Annotated in this window: 14 protein-coding genes; 5 read left to right on the forward strand and 9 right to left on the reverse strand. The window is 75.0% G+C overall.

The window, feature by feature from the left end:
• Window positions 1-102 precede the first annotated feature (102 nt).
• Complete coding sequence (locus MF406_RS17215) at window positions 103-1389, reverse strand: adenylosuccinate synthase (RefSeq protein WP_242895824.1); 1287 nt, start codon at window positions 1387-1389, stop codon at window positions 103-105.
• Between the two features lie 429 nt (window positions 1390-1818).
• Here MF406_RS17215 and MF406_RS17220 point away from each other — a divergent pair, with 429 nt between their 5' ends.
• Window positions 1819-2178 carry an STAS domain-containing protein gene (locus MF406_RS17220; RefSeq protein ID WP_242895825.1) on the forward strand — a complete coding sequence of 120 codons (360 nt, stop codon included), beginning with the start codon at window positions 1819-1821 and terminating at the stop codon, window positions 2176-2178.
• Window positions 2179-2436: 258 nt separating this feature from the next.
• On the opposite strand, the gene MF406_RS17225 is transcribed toward MF406_RS17220, so the two are convergent.
• Window positions 2437-4656 (reverse strand): SpoIIE family protein phosphatase, encoded by a 2220-nt coding sequence (locus tag MF406_RS17225; protein WP_242895826.1) that lies wholly within the window; start codon window positions 4654-4656, stop codon window positions 2437-2439.
• A gap of 105 nt (window positions 4657-4761) precedes the next feature.
• On the opposite strand from MF406_RS17225, the gene MF406_RS17230 reads away from it, so the two are divergent.
• Complete coding sequence (locus tag MF406_RS17230; RefSeq protein WP_242895827.1) at window positions 4762-5355, forward strand: STAS domain-containing protein; 594 nt, start codon at window positions 4762-4764, stop codon at window positions 5353-5355.
• Between the two features lie 80 nt (window positions 5356-5435).
• Here MF406_RS17230 and fbaA read toward each other — a convergent pair whose 3' ends face one another.
• Both fbaA and MF406_RS17240 read right to left on the reverse strand, forming a co-directional pair.
• Window positions 5436-6458 carry a class II fructose-bisphosphate aldolase gene (gene fbaA / locus MF406_RS17235; RefSeq protein ID WP_242895828.1) on the reverse strand — a complete coding sequence of 341 codons (1023 nt, stop codon included), beginning with the start codon at window positions 6456-6458 and terminating at the stop codon, window positions 5436-5438.
• Between the two features lie 190 nt (window positions 6459-6648).
• A complete protein-coding gene (locus MF406_RS17240) occupies window positions 6649-7299 on the reverse strand; it encodes a TrmH family RNA methyltransferase (protein ID WP_242897864.1) in 651 nt (216 codons plus the stop codon).
• Between the two features lie 484 nt (window positions 7300-7783).
• Between MF406_RS17240 and MF406_RS17245 the strand changes: the two genes are divergently transcribed.
• A complete protein-coding gene (locus MF406_RS17245) occupies window positions 7784-8557 on the forward strand; it encodes an HAD-IIA family hydrolase (RefSeq protein WP_242895829.1) in 774 nt (257 codons plus the stop codon).
• A gap of 1 nt (window position 8558) precedes the next feature.
• Here the strand turns inward: MF406_RS17245 and MF406_RS17250 are convergent, their stop codons facing one another.
• The 3 genes from MF406_RS17250 to MF406_RS17260 form a co-directional block, all read right to left on the reverse strand.
• A complete protein-coding gene (locus tag MF406_RS17250) occupies window positions 8559-9176 on the reverse strand; it encodes a LemA family protein (RefSeq protein ID WP_242895830.1) in 618 nt (205 codons plus the stop codon).
• 132 nt (window positions 9177-9308) lie between these two features.
• Window positions 9309-9878, reverse strand: a complete 570-nt coding sequence (gene pyrE / locus MF406_RS17255) for an orotate phosphoribosyltransferase (protein WP_242897865.1) — start codon at window positions 9876-9878, stop codon at window positions 9309-9311.
• Window positions 9879-9890: 12 nt separating this feature from the next.
• Window positions 9891-10673 (reverse strand): SDR family oxidoreductase, encoded by a 783-nt coding sequence (locus MF406_RS17260; RefSeq protein ID WP_242895831.1) that lies wholly within the window; start codon window positions 10671-10673, stop codon window positions 9891-9893.
• A 38-nt stretch (window positions 10674-10711) separates the two neighbouring features.
• Between MF406_RS17260 and MF406_RS17265 the strand changes: the two genes are divergently transcribed.
• Both MF406_RS17265 and MF406_RS17270 read left to right on the forward strand, forming a co-directional pair.
• Entirely contained in the window at window positions 10712-11497 is a 786-nt protein-coding gene (locus tag MF406_RS17265; RefSeq protein ID WP_242895832.1) for an exodeoxyribonuclease III, read from the forward strand.
• A complete protein-coding gene (locus MF406_RS17270; protein ID WP_242895833.1) occupies window positions 11494-12207 on the forward strand; it encodes a septum formation family protein in 714 nt (237 codons plus the stop codon). The genes MF406_RS17265 and MF406_RS17270 overlap by 4 nt, the downstream gene beginning before the upstream one ends.
• Window positions 12208-12288: 81 nt before the next feature.
• Here MF406_RS17270 and MF406_RS17275 read toward each other — a convergent pair whose 3' ends face one another.
• Window positions 12289-13101, reverse strand: a complete 813-nt coding sequence (locus tag MF406_RS17275) for a serine hydrolase (protein WP_242895834.1) — start codon at window positions 13099-13101, stop codon at window positions 12289-12291.
• 110 nt (window positions 13102-13211) lie between these two features.
• The gene (gene clpB / locus MF406_RS17280) at window positions 13212-15890 is read right to left on the reverse strand and encodes an ATP-dependent chaperone ClpB (protein WP_242895835.1); all 2679 of its coding nucleotides are present in this window, start codon (window positions 15888-15890) and stop codon (window positions 13212-13214) included.
• Window positions 15891-15960: the final 70 nt, after the last annotated feature.

Here is a 15960-nt window from a genome sequence, read left to right on the forward strand (position 1 = left end):
CCCGAACGGCGGGGAGGCCGGGGACTGAGCGGGCCGGCCCGGCGAGCGGTCGCCGTCGGCCCGAACGGCGGGGAGGCCGGGGACTGAGCCGGCGCCCCGGCGTCAGCCCAGCAGGTCGTGCCGGACGATGGTCGCCGACCGGTCGGCGCCGACGCCGATCGCGGAGATCCGGCAGCCGCTCATCTCCTCCACCGCCAGGACGTAGCGCTGGGCCGCCGGCGGCAGCTCGCCGAAGCTGCGGGCGCCGGTGATGTCCTCCGTCCAGCCGTCGAGCTCCTCGTAGACCGGGGTGGCGTGGTGGAAGGCGGACTGGTCCGGCGGCATCTCGGTGTGCCGGACGCCGTCGACGTCGTAGGCCACGCAGACCGGCACCTTCTCCAGCCCGGTGAGCACGTCCAGCTTGGTCATCACCAGGTCGGTCAGCCCGTTGACCCGGCTGGCGTAGCGGGCGACGACGGCGTCGTACCACCCGGTCCGCCGCGGCCGGCCGGTGGTCACCCCGTACTCCCCGCCGGCCTCCCGGAGGAAGGTCCCCTCCTCGCCGAGCAGCTCGGTGGGGAAGGGCCCCTCCCCCACCCGGGTGGTGTAGGCCTTGGTCACCCCGACCACCCGGTCGATCCGGGTGGGGCCGACGCCGGAGCCGGTGCAGGCGCCGCCCGCGGTGGCGGAGGAGGAGGTGACGAACGGGTAGGTGCCGTGGTCGACGTCGAGCATCGTCGCCTGCCCGGCCTCGAAGAGGAGGGTCTTGCCCGCGTCGAGGGCCTGGTTGAGCAGCAGCGCGGTGTCGGCCACCATCGAGCGGAGCCGGTCGGCGTAGCCGAGCAGCTCGGCCACGATCTCCTCGGGGTCCACCGCGCGGCGGTTGTAGACCTTGACCAGCATCTGGTTCTTCTGGGTGAGGGCGCCCTCGACCTTCTGCCGCAGGATCGAGGCGTCGAAGAGGTCCTGGACCCGGATGCCGACCCGGCTCATCTTGTCCGCGTAGGTGGGGCCGATGCCCCGGCCGGTGGTCCCGATCTGCCGCTTGCCGAGGAAGCGCTCGGTCACCTTGTCCAGCGTGCGGTTGTAGGACGGGATCACGTGCGCGGCCGCGGAGACGAGCAGCCGGGAGGTGTCCACCCCGCGGGCGGCGAGGTCGTCGAGCTCGCGGAAGAGCACCTCCAGGTCCACCACCACGCCGTTGCCGATCACCGGGACGACCCCGGGGGAGAGGATGCCGGACGGCAGCAGGTGCAGGGCGTACTTCTCCTTGCCGACGACGACCGTGTGCCCGGCGTTGTTGCCGCCGTTGAACTTCACCACGTAGTCCACGCGGGCGCCGAGCTGGTCGGTCGCCTTGCCCTTGCCCTCGTCGCCCCACTGCGCCCCGACGACCACCACGGCTGGCATGCGTTCCGTCCTCTCGCTCCCGCGTCGACGCACGTCCGCGCCGCCCCGAGGCTACCGGAGCGTCTCGGGAGGGACGGGGGGTCGGCCGCGGGGCCGGCGACGGCGGGCGACAGCGAGCGGCGGTGGCGAGCCGACGGCGGGGCGACGGCGGGGTTGCGACGGCGACGGTGAGCCCATGGCGGGCCGACGGCGGGGCGATGGTGGAGCGACGGCGGGCCACGGGGATGGCAGGGGGCTGGCGACGGCGGTGGCGGCGGGTGGCGGCCGAGTGACGGCGGGGCGACGGCCGGGTGACGGAGGACCGTCCGGAGCCGGATCGCGTCACGGCCGCGCCACGCCGGCTTCACGTGTGCACGATCGCGTCAGGAGCGTTACGGTCGGTACCGGTCGATACAGCATTACCACGGCCGGAAGGAGAGGACGCCGACCATGATCGAGATCTCGGCGTCTGCGACGACGGCGACCGTCACCGTTGCGGGCGAGCTGGACCTCGCCGAGCGTGCGCGCTTCCCCGAGGTCACCGCACGGGTCAGCGGGCTGCGCCGCCAGCTCCTCGTCGTGGACATGTGCGCGGTGACCTTCATGGACTCCACCGGCGCGGCCTTCCTGATGGCCCTCGCGGACGCCGCGGCCAAGCGCGGCGGGGCCGCCGTGCTGCGCGGCGCCGGCGAGCGGGAGCTGTTTGTCCTGGAGATCTGCGGCGCGCTGGAGATGTTCCGGCTCGACCCGGGCCACCGGTGCACCGCCCCGGCCGACGACGCCTGGGCGCAGGACCGCGTCCGCGTCTGAGCCGGCGTCAGCGACTGAGCCGGGTCACGATCTGGGCTGCGTAGCTGCCCGAGATCTCAGTTCCGGCGGGCCGCCGTCGGCGACCGGTCCGGCGGGGGTTGCTGCCCTCGATACCGGACCGCCGTGCGAGCCGACCGCCGTCGGCAAGCCCACCACCGTCCGCAGCGACCGCCGTCAGCAAGCGGACCGCCGTGCGAGCCGACCGCCGTCGGCGACCGCACCGCAGGGACGACGGCAGCCCGCCGCGGTTACCCAGGATCAGCTCCGCCCGGCCAGGCCCCCGTCCTCGGTGCGCAGCCGCGCCCAGACGACCTTGCCGTTCGGCGTCGCGCGCCAGCCCCAGTCGGCCAGCCGGTCCACGATGTGCATCCCGAACCCGCCGACCCGGGAGGCGTGCCGCTCGCGGGTGACCGGCGGGGCGGGGTTGGCGTCCTCGACCTCGATCCGCAGGCCGTCGCCGGTGTCGTGCAGGTAGAGCCCGACCCGGCCCCAGCCGTGCATGACGGCGTTGGCCATCAGCTCGGAGACCACCAGCTCGGCGGCCCCGGCGTGCGGGATGCCCCAGGCGGCGCAGGTGCGGCGGACCGCGTGCCGCGCCCGGCCGATGGAGGCCGGGTCCACCGGCAGCCGCCAGCGGCGCCGGCGCGGGGCGGCGACGTCGGGCTCCTGCTCGGGCCCGCCCGGCACGTGCAGGACGACCATCGCGACGTCGTCCTCCGGGGCGTCGGCGAGCTGGAGGAGCTCCTCCCCCACCCCGGCGGCGTCGGGGGCGCGCACGGTGGACAGCAGCGCGGCGAGCTCCTCCATGCCCTGCCGCATGGCCCGGTCCCGCCGCTCGACCAGCCCGTCGGTGTACAGCACGACGACGTCGCCGGGCAGCACCTCGACCTCCGCCGTCTTGCGGGCACCGGTGCCGAACCCGACGAGCGAGCCGCCCGCCCCGTCCAGGTAGGTGACCTCGCCGTCGCGGGCGAGCAGGCCGGGCAGGTGGCCGGCGCGGGAGTAGGCCAGGTGCCACACGTCCCCCTCGGGGGTGAGGGTGGCGTAGATGAGGGACGCCGGGCGGGGCATGCGGATCCCGGTGAGCAGGGTGTCGACCCGGCCCAGCACGGTGCCGGGGTCGACGAGCTCGGCGGCGTAGGCGCGCACCACCGACCGCAGCTGCCCCATCGCGGCCGCCGCCTCGACGTCGTGGCCGACGACGTCGCCGATGACGACGGCGACGACGTCGTCGCGGACGTTGATCACGTCGTACCAGTCCCCACCGACCTGGGCGTGCTCGGCGTTGGGCGCGTAGTAGGTCCACACGTCCAGGCCGGCGACCTCGTCCTGCTCGGGCAGCATGGCCCGCTGCAGGGTCTCGGCCAGGCGGTGCTCGCGGGCGTACAGCTGGGCGTTGTCCATCGCCATGCCGACCCGGCGGGCGACCAGCTCGAGCACGGTGTCGGTGTCGTCGCGGAGGATGAGCCCGTCCTGCCCGGGGTCGGCACCGTCGGCGGCCAGCTCCGGCCGGCCCTGGGTGTGCGGCAGGGCGACGAGCAGGGCGAGGGTGTCGCGCCGGCCCAGGGTGGGCAGCACGAGCATGGTGCGCGCGGCGTAGGGCAGGCCCTCGAGCCGGGGCAGGACCTCGGCGACGAGGTCGGCGGTGACCGTGCCGGGCTTGACCGGGGTGTCCAGGTCGATCCGCAGGATCCGCATGGTGGCGCGCTGGAGGAGGTCCAGGACCGGGTCCTCGGCGGGGTCCGCGGCGCGCGGGCGGCGCGGCGCGGCCGGCGGCTCCTCGTCCAGGCCCTCGATCTGATGCAGCGTCCGGCCGACGGTGAAGAAGCCGCTCCAGGCCACGACCCGGCTGGTCAGAAGGTCGGCGATGGTGCGCAGCACGTCGCCCGCCTCGACGTCCTGGAGCACGTCGGAGATCCGGGCCACCAGGCTGAGGCTACGGCGGGCGCGGCGTTCGATCTCCAGCCGGGTGCTGCGCAGGCGCGCGTCCTCGACGTCGGCGGAGACGTCCCGGGCCACGCACACCCACAGCTGCTCGGACCCGGGCGGCGCCTCGTCGGCGGGCAGCCGGGCCATCTCGAGCGCGGTCCAGTACCCCGTCCCGTCGGCGCGCCGGGCGGGGACGACGACGGAGCCGGAGTCGCCGTCGGCGAGGGCACCGGCCAGGACCCGGGCGGCCTCCGGGCTCATGCCCGGCATCTCGGCCAGGTCGGCGCCGGTCACCAGCAGGCTGGCCCGGCTGAACCCGGTCAGCCGGGTGAGGGCCTCGTTGACGGCGACGATGCGCCAGCCATCGGGCTGGACCGAGACGACGGCGACGGCGTTGGGCAGGTTCCACAGCACGGTGAGCGCCCAGTGCTCGGCCGCCCGGAAGCCCGGCCGGCCGCTGGGGGCCGCCGGGGCGGCGTCGGCGAGCAGGTCGACGGCACCGGCGTGACCGCCTCCGCGCGGGGCGGCGGCGCCGTTCGATGACTGCACAGATTGCCCTTCTGCCATGGTGATCGTCTAGCGTTCCCTACCAGGTGCCACGTCCGCCACTCGAGCGTCGGCGCCACTCGGACCGCCGGAGCGGAGGGAGAACCCGTGGGTGACCTGCACGACCCCGGCACGCCATCGGGAGCCGACCGGCCCCTGACCCCGACGAGCCACCCCGGGCCTGGGCAGGGCGGGGCCGGGCAGGGCGCCGAGCCCGGGCGGGACACCGAGGCCGGACGGGGCGCCGAGCCCGGACGGGACGTCGAGCCCGCACGGGACTCCGGGCCCGCACGGGACGCCGAGCCCGGGCAGCCCGCCGGGAGCAGGGCCGGCGCCGACGGGGAGGCTGGCTCCGTGCACGTCATGGTCTCCGCCACCCGGACGCGGCTCGTGCTCTCCGGCGAGATCGACGTCACGCTGGAGGCGGACCTGGCCGACGCCGTCGCCGACGCCGAGCGGGCGGACCAACCGGTGGAGGTCGACGCCCGGCACGTGACCTTCATGGACTCCTCCGGCGTGACCGTGCTGGCCCGGCTCGCGCACCGCTGCCCGGGCCGCCTGGCGCTCATCCAGCCGCCCGACGTCGTGCGGTTCCTGCTCGAGGTCACCCGGATCGGGGAGGTCGTCGACGTCCTCGACGAGGACCCCGGCTTCCCGGCGGTCGCCCGGCCCGGCGGCGGTCTGCCGCCCGACGCCGCCTGACCGCGTCACGCCCTCCGAGCCTCGAACCGCAACGAGAACCGCCCGCCCGGCGGACCGGGCGGGCGGTGTGATGAGCTGGCTCAGGCCATCTTCTGGCCGGCCGAGCGCAGCTGCTGGCAGGCCTCCACCACGCGGGCGGCCATGCCGGCCTCGGCGGCCTTGCCCCAGGCGCGCGGGTCGTAGGCCTTCTTGTTGCCGACCTCGCCGTCGACCTTGAGCACGCCGTCGTACTTCTTCAGCATGTGGTCCGCGACGGGCCGGGTGAAGGCGTACTGGGTGTCGGTGTCGACGTTCATCTTCACGACCCCGTTGTCGACCGCGAGGGCGATCTCCTCGGCGGAGGAGCCGGACCCGCCGTGGAAGACGAGGTCGAAGGGGCGCTCCTTGCCGACCTCGCGGCCCACCGCCTCCTGGATCTCCCCGAGGAGCTCCGGGCGCAGCCGGACCGACCCCGGCTTGTAGACGCCGTGGACGTTGCCGAAGGTCAGGGCGGTGAGGTAGCGGCCCTTCTCGCCGGTGCCGAGGGCCCGGACGGTGGCCAGGCCGTCCTCGGCGGTGGTGTAGAGCTTCTCGTTGATGGCGGCCTCGTGGCCGTCCTCCTCCCCGCCGACGACGCCGATCTCGATCTCGAGGATGGTGCGGGCCCGCTGGGACAGCTCGAGCAGCTCCTCGGCGATGGTCAGGTTCTCCTCCAGCGGCACGGTAGAGCCGTCGAACATGTGCGACTGGAAGGTCGGCTGCCGGCCGGCGGCCACCTCCTCGGCCTCCAGGGCCAGCAGCGGCCGGACCCAGCTGTCGAGGTTCTCCTTGACGCAGTGGTCGGTGTGCAGGGCGACGGTGACGCCGTAGTTCTTGGCGACCTCGGTGGCGTAGCGGGCCAGCGCGACCGTGCCGGTGACGCGGTCCTTGATGGTCGAGCCGGAGGCGTACTCGCCGCCGCCGACGGAGACCTGGAGGATGCCGTCGCTGCCGGCCTCGGCGAAGCCCTGCAGCGCTGCGGTCACGGTCTGGGAGGACGTCACGTTGATGGCCGGGTAGGCGAACTTGCCAGCCTTGGCCCGGTCGATCATCTCGGTGTAGGTCTCGGGGGTGGCGATGGGCACGGTTGCTCTCCTGTTGTCGCAGACGGGTACCCCCCGATCCTCCCACCATCGCCGGCGTGGGGCGCAGGACGAACGGTCGGGGCGGGTCGGCCGGCCGATGGGGGTCGGCTCGCAGCGACCGTGGGTCGGCTGATATCGGCCGACGGCGGCTGGTACGGCCGACGGCGGCTGGTACGGGCCGGGAGTCGGCTCACGCCGGCCGGGCGTGCTGGAGCAGCCAGCAGTGCATGGCGACGGCGGCCGCGGCACCGGCGTTGAGGGAGCGGGTGGACCCGTACTGGGTGATGTGCAGGACCTCCGCGCAGCCGGCCAGCGCGGCCGGGGACAGGCCGGCGGACTCCTGCCCGAAGATCATAACGCACGCCGCCGCCAGCGGCCGGTGCTCGATGGGCCGGGAGCCGGGGACGTTGTCGATGCCCAGCACGGGCAGGTCGGCCGCCGCGGCCCAGGCGAGCAGGCCGGCGACGTCGTCGTGGTGGTGCAGGTGCACGTAGCGGTCGGTGACCATCGCCCCGCGCCGGTTCCACCGCCGTCGGCCGACGATGTGCACCCCGGCGACGCCGAAGGCGTTGGCGGTGCGGACGACCGACCCGATGTTGAGGTCGTGGCCGAAGTTCTCGATCGCCACGTGCAGCGGGTGCCGGCGGGTGTCGAGGTCGGCCACGATCGCCGGCACCGTCCAGTACCGGTAGCGGTCGACGACGTTGCGGCGGTCCCCCTCGGCGAGGAGCCGGGGGTCGTAGCGCGGGTCGGCGGGCCACGCTTCGGGCCCGCCGGGCCAGGGGCCGACGCCGACCGTCCGGCCGGCGGCGCTGCCCGCCTCGTCGGCGCTGCCCGCCAGGTGGTCCTGGCCGTCGGCGCTGCCCACGAGGTCGTCGGCGCTGCCGGCCAAGTCGTCGGCGCTGCCGGATGGGTCGTCAGCGTTGCCGGCCGGTTCGTCGGCGCTGACCGCTGTCGGCTCCTCGGGCTCGTCCACGCCGCTCCTTCCTTCTCGGCGGGCGGTGCCGCCGCCACCTCCGCACACGACTGCCCGAGACGAAACCCGAGGGCTTCCCGCGATCGACGCGGGCCGCGAGGACGCGGCGCCGCTCCGGAGCGGAAAGCCCGTGCCATGTGCCCGACATGTGCTCCGGAGGGCCGCCGCCCTCGTGCTGCGCGCCGTCGACCCTAGCGGCAGGCTGGCCCGGGGCTGAGCTGGCCGGGGACGCCCGAGCGGCCGCTGGCCGCCTGTCCGCGCGACGGCACAGGTACAACGGCCGGGCACCGCGCCAACCGGCCGACGCGACCGCCCCGATATGCTCGTGCAGACCACCTGAGGAGCCGTGATGACCGAGCCGATCCAGAGCTGGCTGACGGACATGGACGGGGTGCTGGTCCATGAGAGCAAGGCGCTGCCGGGCGCCGCGGAGTTCGTCGGGCGGCTCACCGAGGCCGGCCGCCCCTTCCTGGTGCTGACGAACAACTCGATCTACACCCCCCGGGACCTCTCCGCCCGGCTGGCCGCGTCGGGCATCGAGGTGCCCGAGGAGCGGCTGTGGACCTCGGCGCTGGCCACCGCCACGTTCGTGAGCCAGCAGATGCCGGGCGGCAGCGCCTACGTCATCGGCGAGGCCGGCCTGACCACCGCGCTGCACGAGGCCGGGTACGTCCTCACCGACGTCCGCCCGGACTACGTCATCCTCGGCGAGACCCGGACGTACTCCTTCTCCGCCATCACCCGGGCGATCCGGTTCATCAAGGGCGGCGCCCGGTTCATCGCGACCAACCCCGACTCCACCGGCCCGTCCGAGGAGGGCCCGCTGCCGGCCACCGGCGCCGTCGCCGCGCTCATCACCAAGGCCACCGGCCGTGAGCCGTACTTCGTCGGCAAGCCGAACCCGGTCATGCTCCGCGCGGGGTTGAACCGGATCGAGGCGCACTCGGAGCAGACCGCGATGGTCGGGGACCGGATGGACACCGACATCCTCGCCGGCATGGAGGCGGGCCTGCGGACCTACCTCGTCCTGACCGGCTCCACCCGCGCCGAGGACGTCGAGCGCTACCCGTTCCGGCCCACCGAGGTCCGTTCCTCGATCGCCGAGCTCATCGACCTGATCTGAGCTACGGCGCGCCGTCCCCGACCGGTTGACGGGCCCCGCGGCCGCGGAACGTCACGGCCGGCGCGGTGCGCACGGCCGGGTCCGCGGCGGTGAAGTACTCCGCCCGGTGGGAGCTGGTCACCGCGGCCACGAGGGCGGCGGGGAAGGCCTCCACCCGGGCGTTGAGCTCGCGGACCCGGGCGTTGTAGAACCGCCGGCCGGCGCCGATCCGGTCCTCGGTGTCGGTCAGGTCCTCCTGCAGCGCGCAGAACTCCTCGTCCGCGACCAGGTCCGGGTGGCGGGCGGCGACAGCGAAGAGCCGACCCAGCGCCGCGGTGAGGACGTTCTCCTGCTGCGCCTGGCGGGCCGGGCCGGCACCGGGGGCGGCGGCGTCGTCCCCCGCCCGGGTAACGCCTGCCAGCACGTCGGTGACCGTCGGGTCCTGGAGGTGCGCCCGGACTGCCGCCACAAGGCTGGGGACGAGGTCGTGCCGGTGGCCGAGCTCGACCTCGAGCTGGGCCCAGGCCTCGACGACGGCGTTCCGCAGCTTGACCAGCCGGCTGTAGGTGAGGACCGCCCACCCGAGCACGACCACCACCGCGACGCCGACGACCAGGAGGACCAGTGCTAGCTCGTCCATGAGGTCTCACCCTCTCGCTGCCGGTGCCGTGATTGAACCACGCCCCCGCCCCGCGCACCCGGGATCTGCACCGTCGGGCCGAGAGCCGTCGCCGCCCAGCCGGCCCACGCCGTCGGGCGGCCGCGGCCCGGCTCAGCCCAGGCCCAGGTCCGCCAGACCCAGCGCCGCCAGGTAGGGCACCCCGGTGCCGGACTCGATCGCCTCCTTGGCCCCGGTCGCCCGGTCCACCACGACGGCCACCGCGACCACCTCCGCACCGGCCTCACGCAGCGCGGCGACGGCGGTGAGCGGGCTGCCGCCGGTGGTCGAGGTGTCCTCCAGCACGACCACCCGCCGCCCGGCCACGTCCGGGCCCTCGATGCGGCGGCGCAGGCCGTGGGCCTTGGCCTCCTTGCGCACGACGAAGGCGTCGACGGCCAGCCCGCGAGAGGCGGCGGCGTGCAGGACCGCGGCGGCGACCGGGTCCGCGCCCATGGTCAGCCCGCCGACGGCGTCCACCTCCCCCGGGCCGAAGCCGGCCTCCTCGAGCAGGTCGAGCATCACGTGCCCGACCAGCGGGGCGGCGGCGTGGTGGAGCGTGGCGCGACGCATGTCCACGTAGAAGTCGGAGGTGCGGCCCGAGGCGAGGGTCACCTCCCCCCGCACGACGGCGAGCTCGCGGACGAGCGCGGCGAGCTCGGCGCGCGGGGTGTCGTTCGTGATCACCCGGGCAGCCTAGCGACGGCGCCGCAGCGCCCGGCCGGACGTCCGCGGCCCGAGGAGGGAGCGCACCAGCGGGCGCGGGGCGTGCCGCAGCACCAGGGCCGCGGCCCGGTACCGGGCCGAGGGGATGACGACGACCCGGCCGCGGCGCACCCCGGCGAGGGCCTCGGCGGCCACCTGCTCGACGTCGGTCCAGCCCACCGCCGGCCAGGTGCTGGCGTCCAGGCCGGCACGGCGGTGGAACTCGGTGCGCACCAGGCCCGGGCACAGCGCCGTCGCCGTCACCCCGGTGCCCGCCAGCTCGGCCGCGAGCGCCTCGGTGAAGACGAGCACCCATGACTTCGCCGCCGCGTAGGTGCCCATCGCGGTGAAGGCGGACATGGAGGAGACGTTGAGGATCGCGCCCCGGCCGCGCCGGACCATCGCCGGGGCGGCCGCGTGCGAAAGCTCCAGCACGGCGCGCACCATGACCTCGAGGGCGTTCTCCTCCACGGCCAGGTCGCCGCCGACGAACAGCTGACCCGGGCTGAACCCGGCGTTGTTGACCAGCAGCCCCACCGGCCGGGTCGGCTGGCGCAGGCGGTCGGCGACGGCGGCCCGCCCGGCCGGGTCGCCGACGTCGGCGGGCAGCACCTCGACGTCCACCCCGGCCGCCGCGCGGACCTGGCGGGCGACGTCGTCCAGCCGGGCGGCGTCCCGGGCGACCAGGACGAGGTGGTGCCGGGCGGCCGCGAGCTGCCAGGCCAGCTCCAGCCCGATGCCCGACGTCGCGCCCGTGACCAGTGCCGTTCCCATGCGGCCAGGGTACGGGCGGGCCGGTACCGTCAGCGCCCATGAGGCTCGCCACCTGGAACGTCAACTCGATCCGGACGCGCGTGGACCGGGTGCTGGCCTTCCTCGAGCGGTCCGGCACCGACGTCCTGGCCATGCAGGAGACGAAGTGCCGGGACGAGCAGTTCCCGGACCTGGCGTTCGAGGCCGCCGGGTACGAGGTGGTCCACCACGGCCGCAACCAGTGGAACGGCGTCGCGATCGCCTCCCGGGTGGGGATCGCCGACGTCGCCGCGGGGTTCCCGGGCATGCCGACCTGGGGCGACCCGCCGGAGGCCGAGGCGCGGGCGCTCGGCGCCACCTGCGGCGGGGTGCGGGTGTGGAGCCTGTACGTGCCGAACGGGCGCGCGGTGGGCGACCCGCACTACCGGTACAAGCTGGACTGGCTCGCGGCGCTGCGGGCGGCCGGCGGGGCCTGGCTCGCCGCGGACCTGGCCGCGCGCATCGCGCTGGTCGGGGACTGGAACATCGCCCCCCGGGACGAGGACGTGTGGGACATGGCGGCCTTCGCCGGCGCCACGCACGTCTCCGAGCCGGAGCGGGCGGCGTTCCGGGCGCTGGAGGACGTCGGGTTCACCGAGGTGACCCGCCAGCACGTGCAGCAGTACACGTACTGGGACTACAAGCAGCTGCGGTTCCCCCGCAACGAGGGCATGCGGATCGACTTCGTGCACGCCTCCCCCGAGCTCGCCGCGCACGTGGTCGGCGCGCAGATCTACCGGGACGAGCGCAAGGGCAAGGCGGCCAGCGACCACGTCCCCGTCCTGGTGGAGGTGGCGTCGCCATGACCACCCCCTGGCCCGGCCAGGTCACCTCCGGGCGGCCCTTCGGCCAGTCCTTCGGCTCCGGGCAGCCGCTCAACACCCCGCCCGCCCCGCCGCCGACGACGACGGCGGGCCGCGGGCTCGGGCTGCTCGCCGTCCCGGTCGCGGTGCCGCTCGGGCCGCTGGGCTTCGTCCTCGGGCTCATCTCCTACACCCAGGCGCGGCGCGGCCGCGGACCCACCCGGTACGGCATCATCGCCATGGTCGTCGGCGCGCTGAGCACCCTGCTGCTGGCGCTGGTGCTGCTGCTGGCCGTGGCCGGCGGCGTCTTCACCATGGTCGCCCAGCCCAGCGAGGGCCGCGGCAGCGAGGTGCCGGTGGGCGCGATGGCGGTGGGCGACTGCGCGCAGCAGGTCGGCGGGGACTCCCCGGTGGTGCACCTGGTGGACTGCGCCCAGCCGCACCAGGGCGAGGCCTACGCCGAGGTCCAGCTCGGCTCCGGGTCCTACCCCGGCGCCGACCCGCTGGCGCAGCAGGCCGGCGAGGCCTGCCAGGCCACCGCCGAGGAGATGCTCCCGGCCGGGGTGGACACCACCGACCTGTCGGTGGCGCCGATCGTCCCGGACCGCCGGAGCTGGGAGGAGGGCGCCACCTTCGCCCGCTGCCTGCTCCTCGACGTCACCGGCCCGAACCTCACCGGCAGCCTCGTCGACGGGACGCTGGAGGTGCACTGACGCGAGCTGCGCCCGGGCGGTGGCAGGCTGAGCGAGCGCTAGGAAGCGCGGCGTCCCGCGCTGCCGGCGCGGAGCCGGAGCTCACCGCCCGGCGTGCGCGGCCAGGACGGCGTCGGTCAGCCGGGGCCAGACCTCGGCGGCCCAGCCGCCGAACGGCCGGGCCCCGAGGAACGCCGTCGCCAGCCGGGCGTCCGGGTCGACCCAGAGGAAGCTGCCGGACTGCCCGAAGTGCCCGAACGTGGCCGGCGACGAAGTGCTGCCGGTCCAGTGCGGGGACTTGTGGTCGCGGATCTCCAGGCCCAGCCCCCAGTCGTTGTGCTGCTGGCGGCCGTAGCCGGGCAGCACCCCGGACAGGCCGGGGAAGACGACGTGGGTGGCCTCGGCGAAGAGCTCCGGGCCGAGGAGCGTCGGGGCGAGGAGCTCCCGGCCCAGCCGGGCCAGGTCCTCGGCGGACCCGGTGGCGGCGTGCGCCGGGGAGCCCTCGATCAGCACGGTGGACATGCCGAGGGGCTCGAGCACGGTCTGCTCGGCCCAGGTGGTGAAGTCGGTGCCGACCCGCTCGGCCACGTGCTCGGCGAGCACCTCGATGCCGAGGTTGGAGTACACGCGCCGCCGGCCCGGCTCGCCGAGGACGGCGCCGGCGTCGAACGGGAGCCCGGAGGCGTGGGCGAGCAGGTGCCGCACGGTCGAGCCGGGCGGCCCGGCGGGCTCGTCCAGGCTCACCATCCGCCGCTGCACCGCCACCAGCGCGGCGACGGCGGAGACGAGCTTGGTGACCGAGGCCCACGGGAACACCGTGGCCGGCTCCCCGTAGGTGTCCACGACGGCGTCCGCCCGGGTGACGACGACGCCGACGGGGAAGTCCAGGTCCGACAGGTCTGCGAAGGCACTCACCGGCTCAGCCTGCCACGCCGGCCAGGACGACGGCGGGGCCGGCCCGGCTGCTGCCGGACCGGCCCCGTCTGTGGTCGCCTCGGGCGGCGCTGGCCGCCGTCGCCGTCGGCTCAGGCCGCGCTGGCCGCCGTCGGCGCGGACCGCTCGGCCGGCACCGGGACGAGCACGAGGCCGGGCCGCTCCCCCGCGGTGCCGGACTGCGCCAGCGCCACTGCCGGGTCGACGTCGGGCCGGTCCACCACGACCGTGTCGCCGTCGGCGACCGTCCCGGCGAGCAGCAGCTTGGCGAGCTGGTCACCGATCTCGCGCTGGACCAGCCGCCGCAGCGGCCGGGCCCCGAAGGCCGGGTCGTAGCCCTCCAGGGCGAGCCACTCGCGGGCGGAGTCGGTGACCTCCAGGCGCAGGCGACGGTCCGCCAGCCGGTCGGCGAGCCGCTGGATCTGCAGGTCCACGATCCGGCTCAGGTCCTCGATGCTGAGCGCGTCGAACACGACGACGTCGTCCAGCCGGTTGAGGAACTCGGGCTTGAAGTGCGCCCGGACCGCCGACATCACCGCCTCGCGCTTGGCCTCGTCGCTGAGCGAGGTGTCCACGAGGAACTGCGAGCCCAGGTTCGAGGTGAGCACGAGGATGGTGTTGCGGAAGTCCACCGTCCGGCCCTGGCCGTCGGTGAGTCGGCCGTCGTCGAGGACCTGGAGCAGGAGGTCGAAGACCTCCGGGTGCGCCTTCTCCACCTCGTCCAGCAGCACCACCGAGTACGGCCGGCGCCGGACGGCCTCGGTGAGCTGGCCGCCCTCCTCGTACCCGACGTACCCGGGCGGGGCGCCGACCAGCCGGGCGACCGAGTGCTTCTCGGAGTACTCCGACATGTCGACGCGGACCATCGCCCGCTCGTCGTCGAAGAGGAAGTCCGCGAGGGACTTCGCCAGCTCGGTCTTGCCCACGCCGGTGGGGCCGAGGAAGAGGAAGGAGCCGGTGGGCCGGTCGGGGTCGGAGACCCCGGCGCGGGAGCGGCGCACGGCGTCGGAGACGGCGCGCACGGCGGCCCGCTGGCCGACCAGCCGCTCGCCGAGCACGTCCTCCATCCGCAGGAGCTTCTCGGTCTCGCCCTGCAGCAGGCGGCCCACGGGCACCCCGGTCCAGGACGCGACCACCTCGGCGACCTCCTCGGCGGAGACCTTGTCGGCGATCATCGGCTCCTGCCGGCTGGTGTCCTTGGCGTTGGCGGCCTCGGCGGCCTCGGCGTCGGCGATCTCCCGCTCCACCGCGGGGATCTCCCCGTAGAGGAGGCGGGAGGCCCGCTCCAGGTCGCCCTCGCGCTGGGCGCGCTCGGCCTCGGTGCGCAGGGCGTCGAGGCGCTGCTTGAGATCACCGACCCGGTTGTGGCCGGCCTTCTCGGCCTCCCAGCGGGCGGTCAGCGCGGCGAGCTCCTCCTGCCGGTCGGCCAGGTCGGCGCGCAGCCGCTCCAGCCGCTCGGCGGAGGCCTCGTCGTCGGACTCGGAGAGGTAGGCCTCCTCCATCTTCAGCCGGTCGACGGCGCGGCGGAGCGTGTCGATCTCCTCCGGGGAGGAGTCCAGCTCCATCCGCAGCCGGGAGGCGGCCTCGTCGACGAGGTCGATGGCCTTGTCGGGCAGCTGCCGGCCGGTGATGTAGCGGTCGGAGAGGGCGGCGGCGGCCACCAGGGCGCCGTCGGAGATGGTCACCTGGTGGTGCGCCTCGTACTTCGGGGCGATCCCGCGCAGGATCGCCACGGTGTCCTCCACGGACGGCTCGCCGACGAAGACCTGCTGGAAGCGGCGCTCCAGGGCCGGGTCCTTCTCGATGCGCTCGCGGTACTCGTCCAGGGTGGTGGCGCCGACCAGGCGCAGCTCGCCGCGGGCGAGCATGGGCTTGAGCATGTTGCCCGCGTCCATGGAGCCCTCGGCGGCACCGGCGCCGACGACGGTGTGCAGCTCGTCGATGAAGGTGACGATCTCGCCGTCGGAGTCCTTGATCTCCTGCAGGACGGCCTTGAGCCGCTCCTCGAACTCGCCCCGGTACTTCGCCCCGGCCACCATGGCGGCCAGGTCCAGGGCGACGAGGCGCTTGTTGCGCAGGGACTCGGGCACGTCGCCGTCGACGATCCGCTGGGCCAGGCCCTCGACGACGGCGGTCTTGCCGACGCCGGGCTCGCCGATGAGGACGGGGTTGTTCTTGGTGCGGCGGGAGAGGACCTGGACGACGCGGCGGATCTCGGCGTCCCGGCCGATGACCGGGTCAAGCTTGCCCTCGCGGGCGGCGGCGGTCAGGTCGTTGCCGTACTTCTCCAGGGCCTGGAAGGTGCCCTCGGGGTCGGGGGAGGTGACCTTGGCGCTGCCCCGCACCCGCGGCAGGGCGGCGAGCAGGGCGTCCCGGTCGGCGCCGGCGCCGCGCAGGATCTCCCCGGCCGGGCTGGTGGAGGCGGCCAGGGCCAGGAGGAGGTGCTCGGTGGAGACGTACTCGTCGCCGAGGTTGTTGGCCTCGGTGCCGGCGTCGGTGATCATCGTCATCGTCGCCCGGGAGGTCTGCGGCTGGGCCACGGAGGACCCGCGGGCGCCGGGCAGGGCGGCCACGGCGGCGGTGACGCGCTGGGTCAGGGCGGCGCGGTCGGCGCCGACGGCGTCGAGCAGGGCGACGGCGACCCCGCCCGGCTGCTGCAGGAGCGCGGCGAGCACGTGCACCGGCTCGAGCTGGGGGTTGCCGGCCGCAGACGCGGCCTGGATCGCGGCGGCGACGGCCTCCTGCGACTTGGTCGTGAGCTTGGTGTCCATGGGACCTCCGGGGTCGGGTGTACGTCTGCTCGGATCAACTCCGCTGAAGTTGAGTCTATTCCACTCAAGT

This window comes from Georgenia sp. TF02-10, assembly GCF_022759505.1.
Taxonomy (GTDB): domain Bacteria; phylum Actinomycetota; class Actinomycetes; order Actinomycetales; family Actinomycetaceae; genus TF02-10.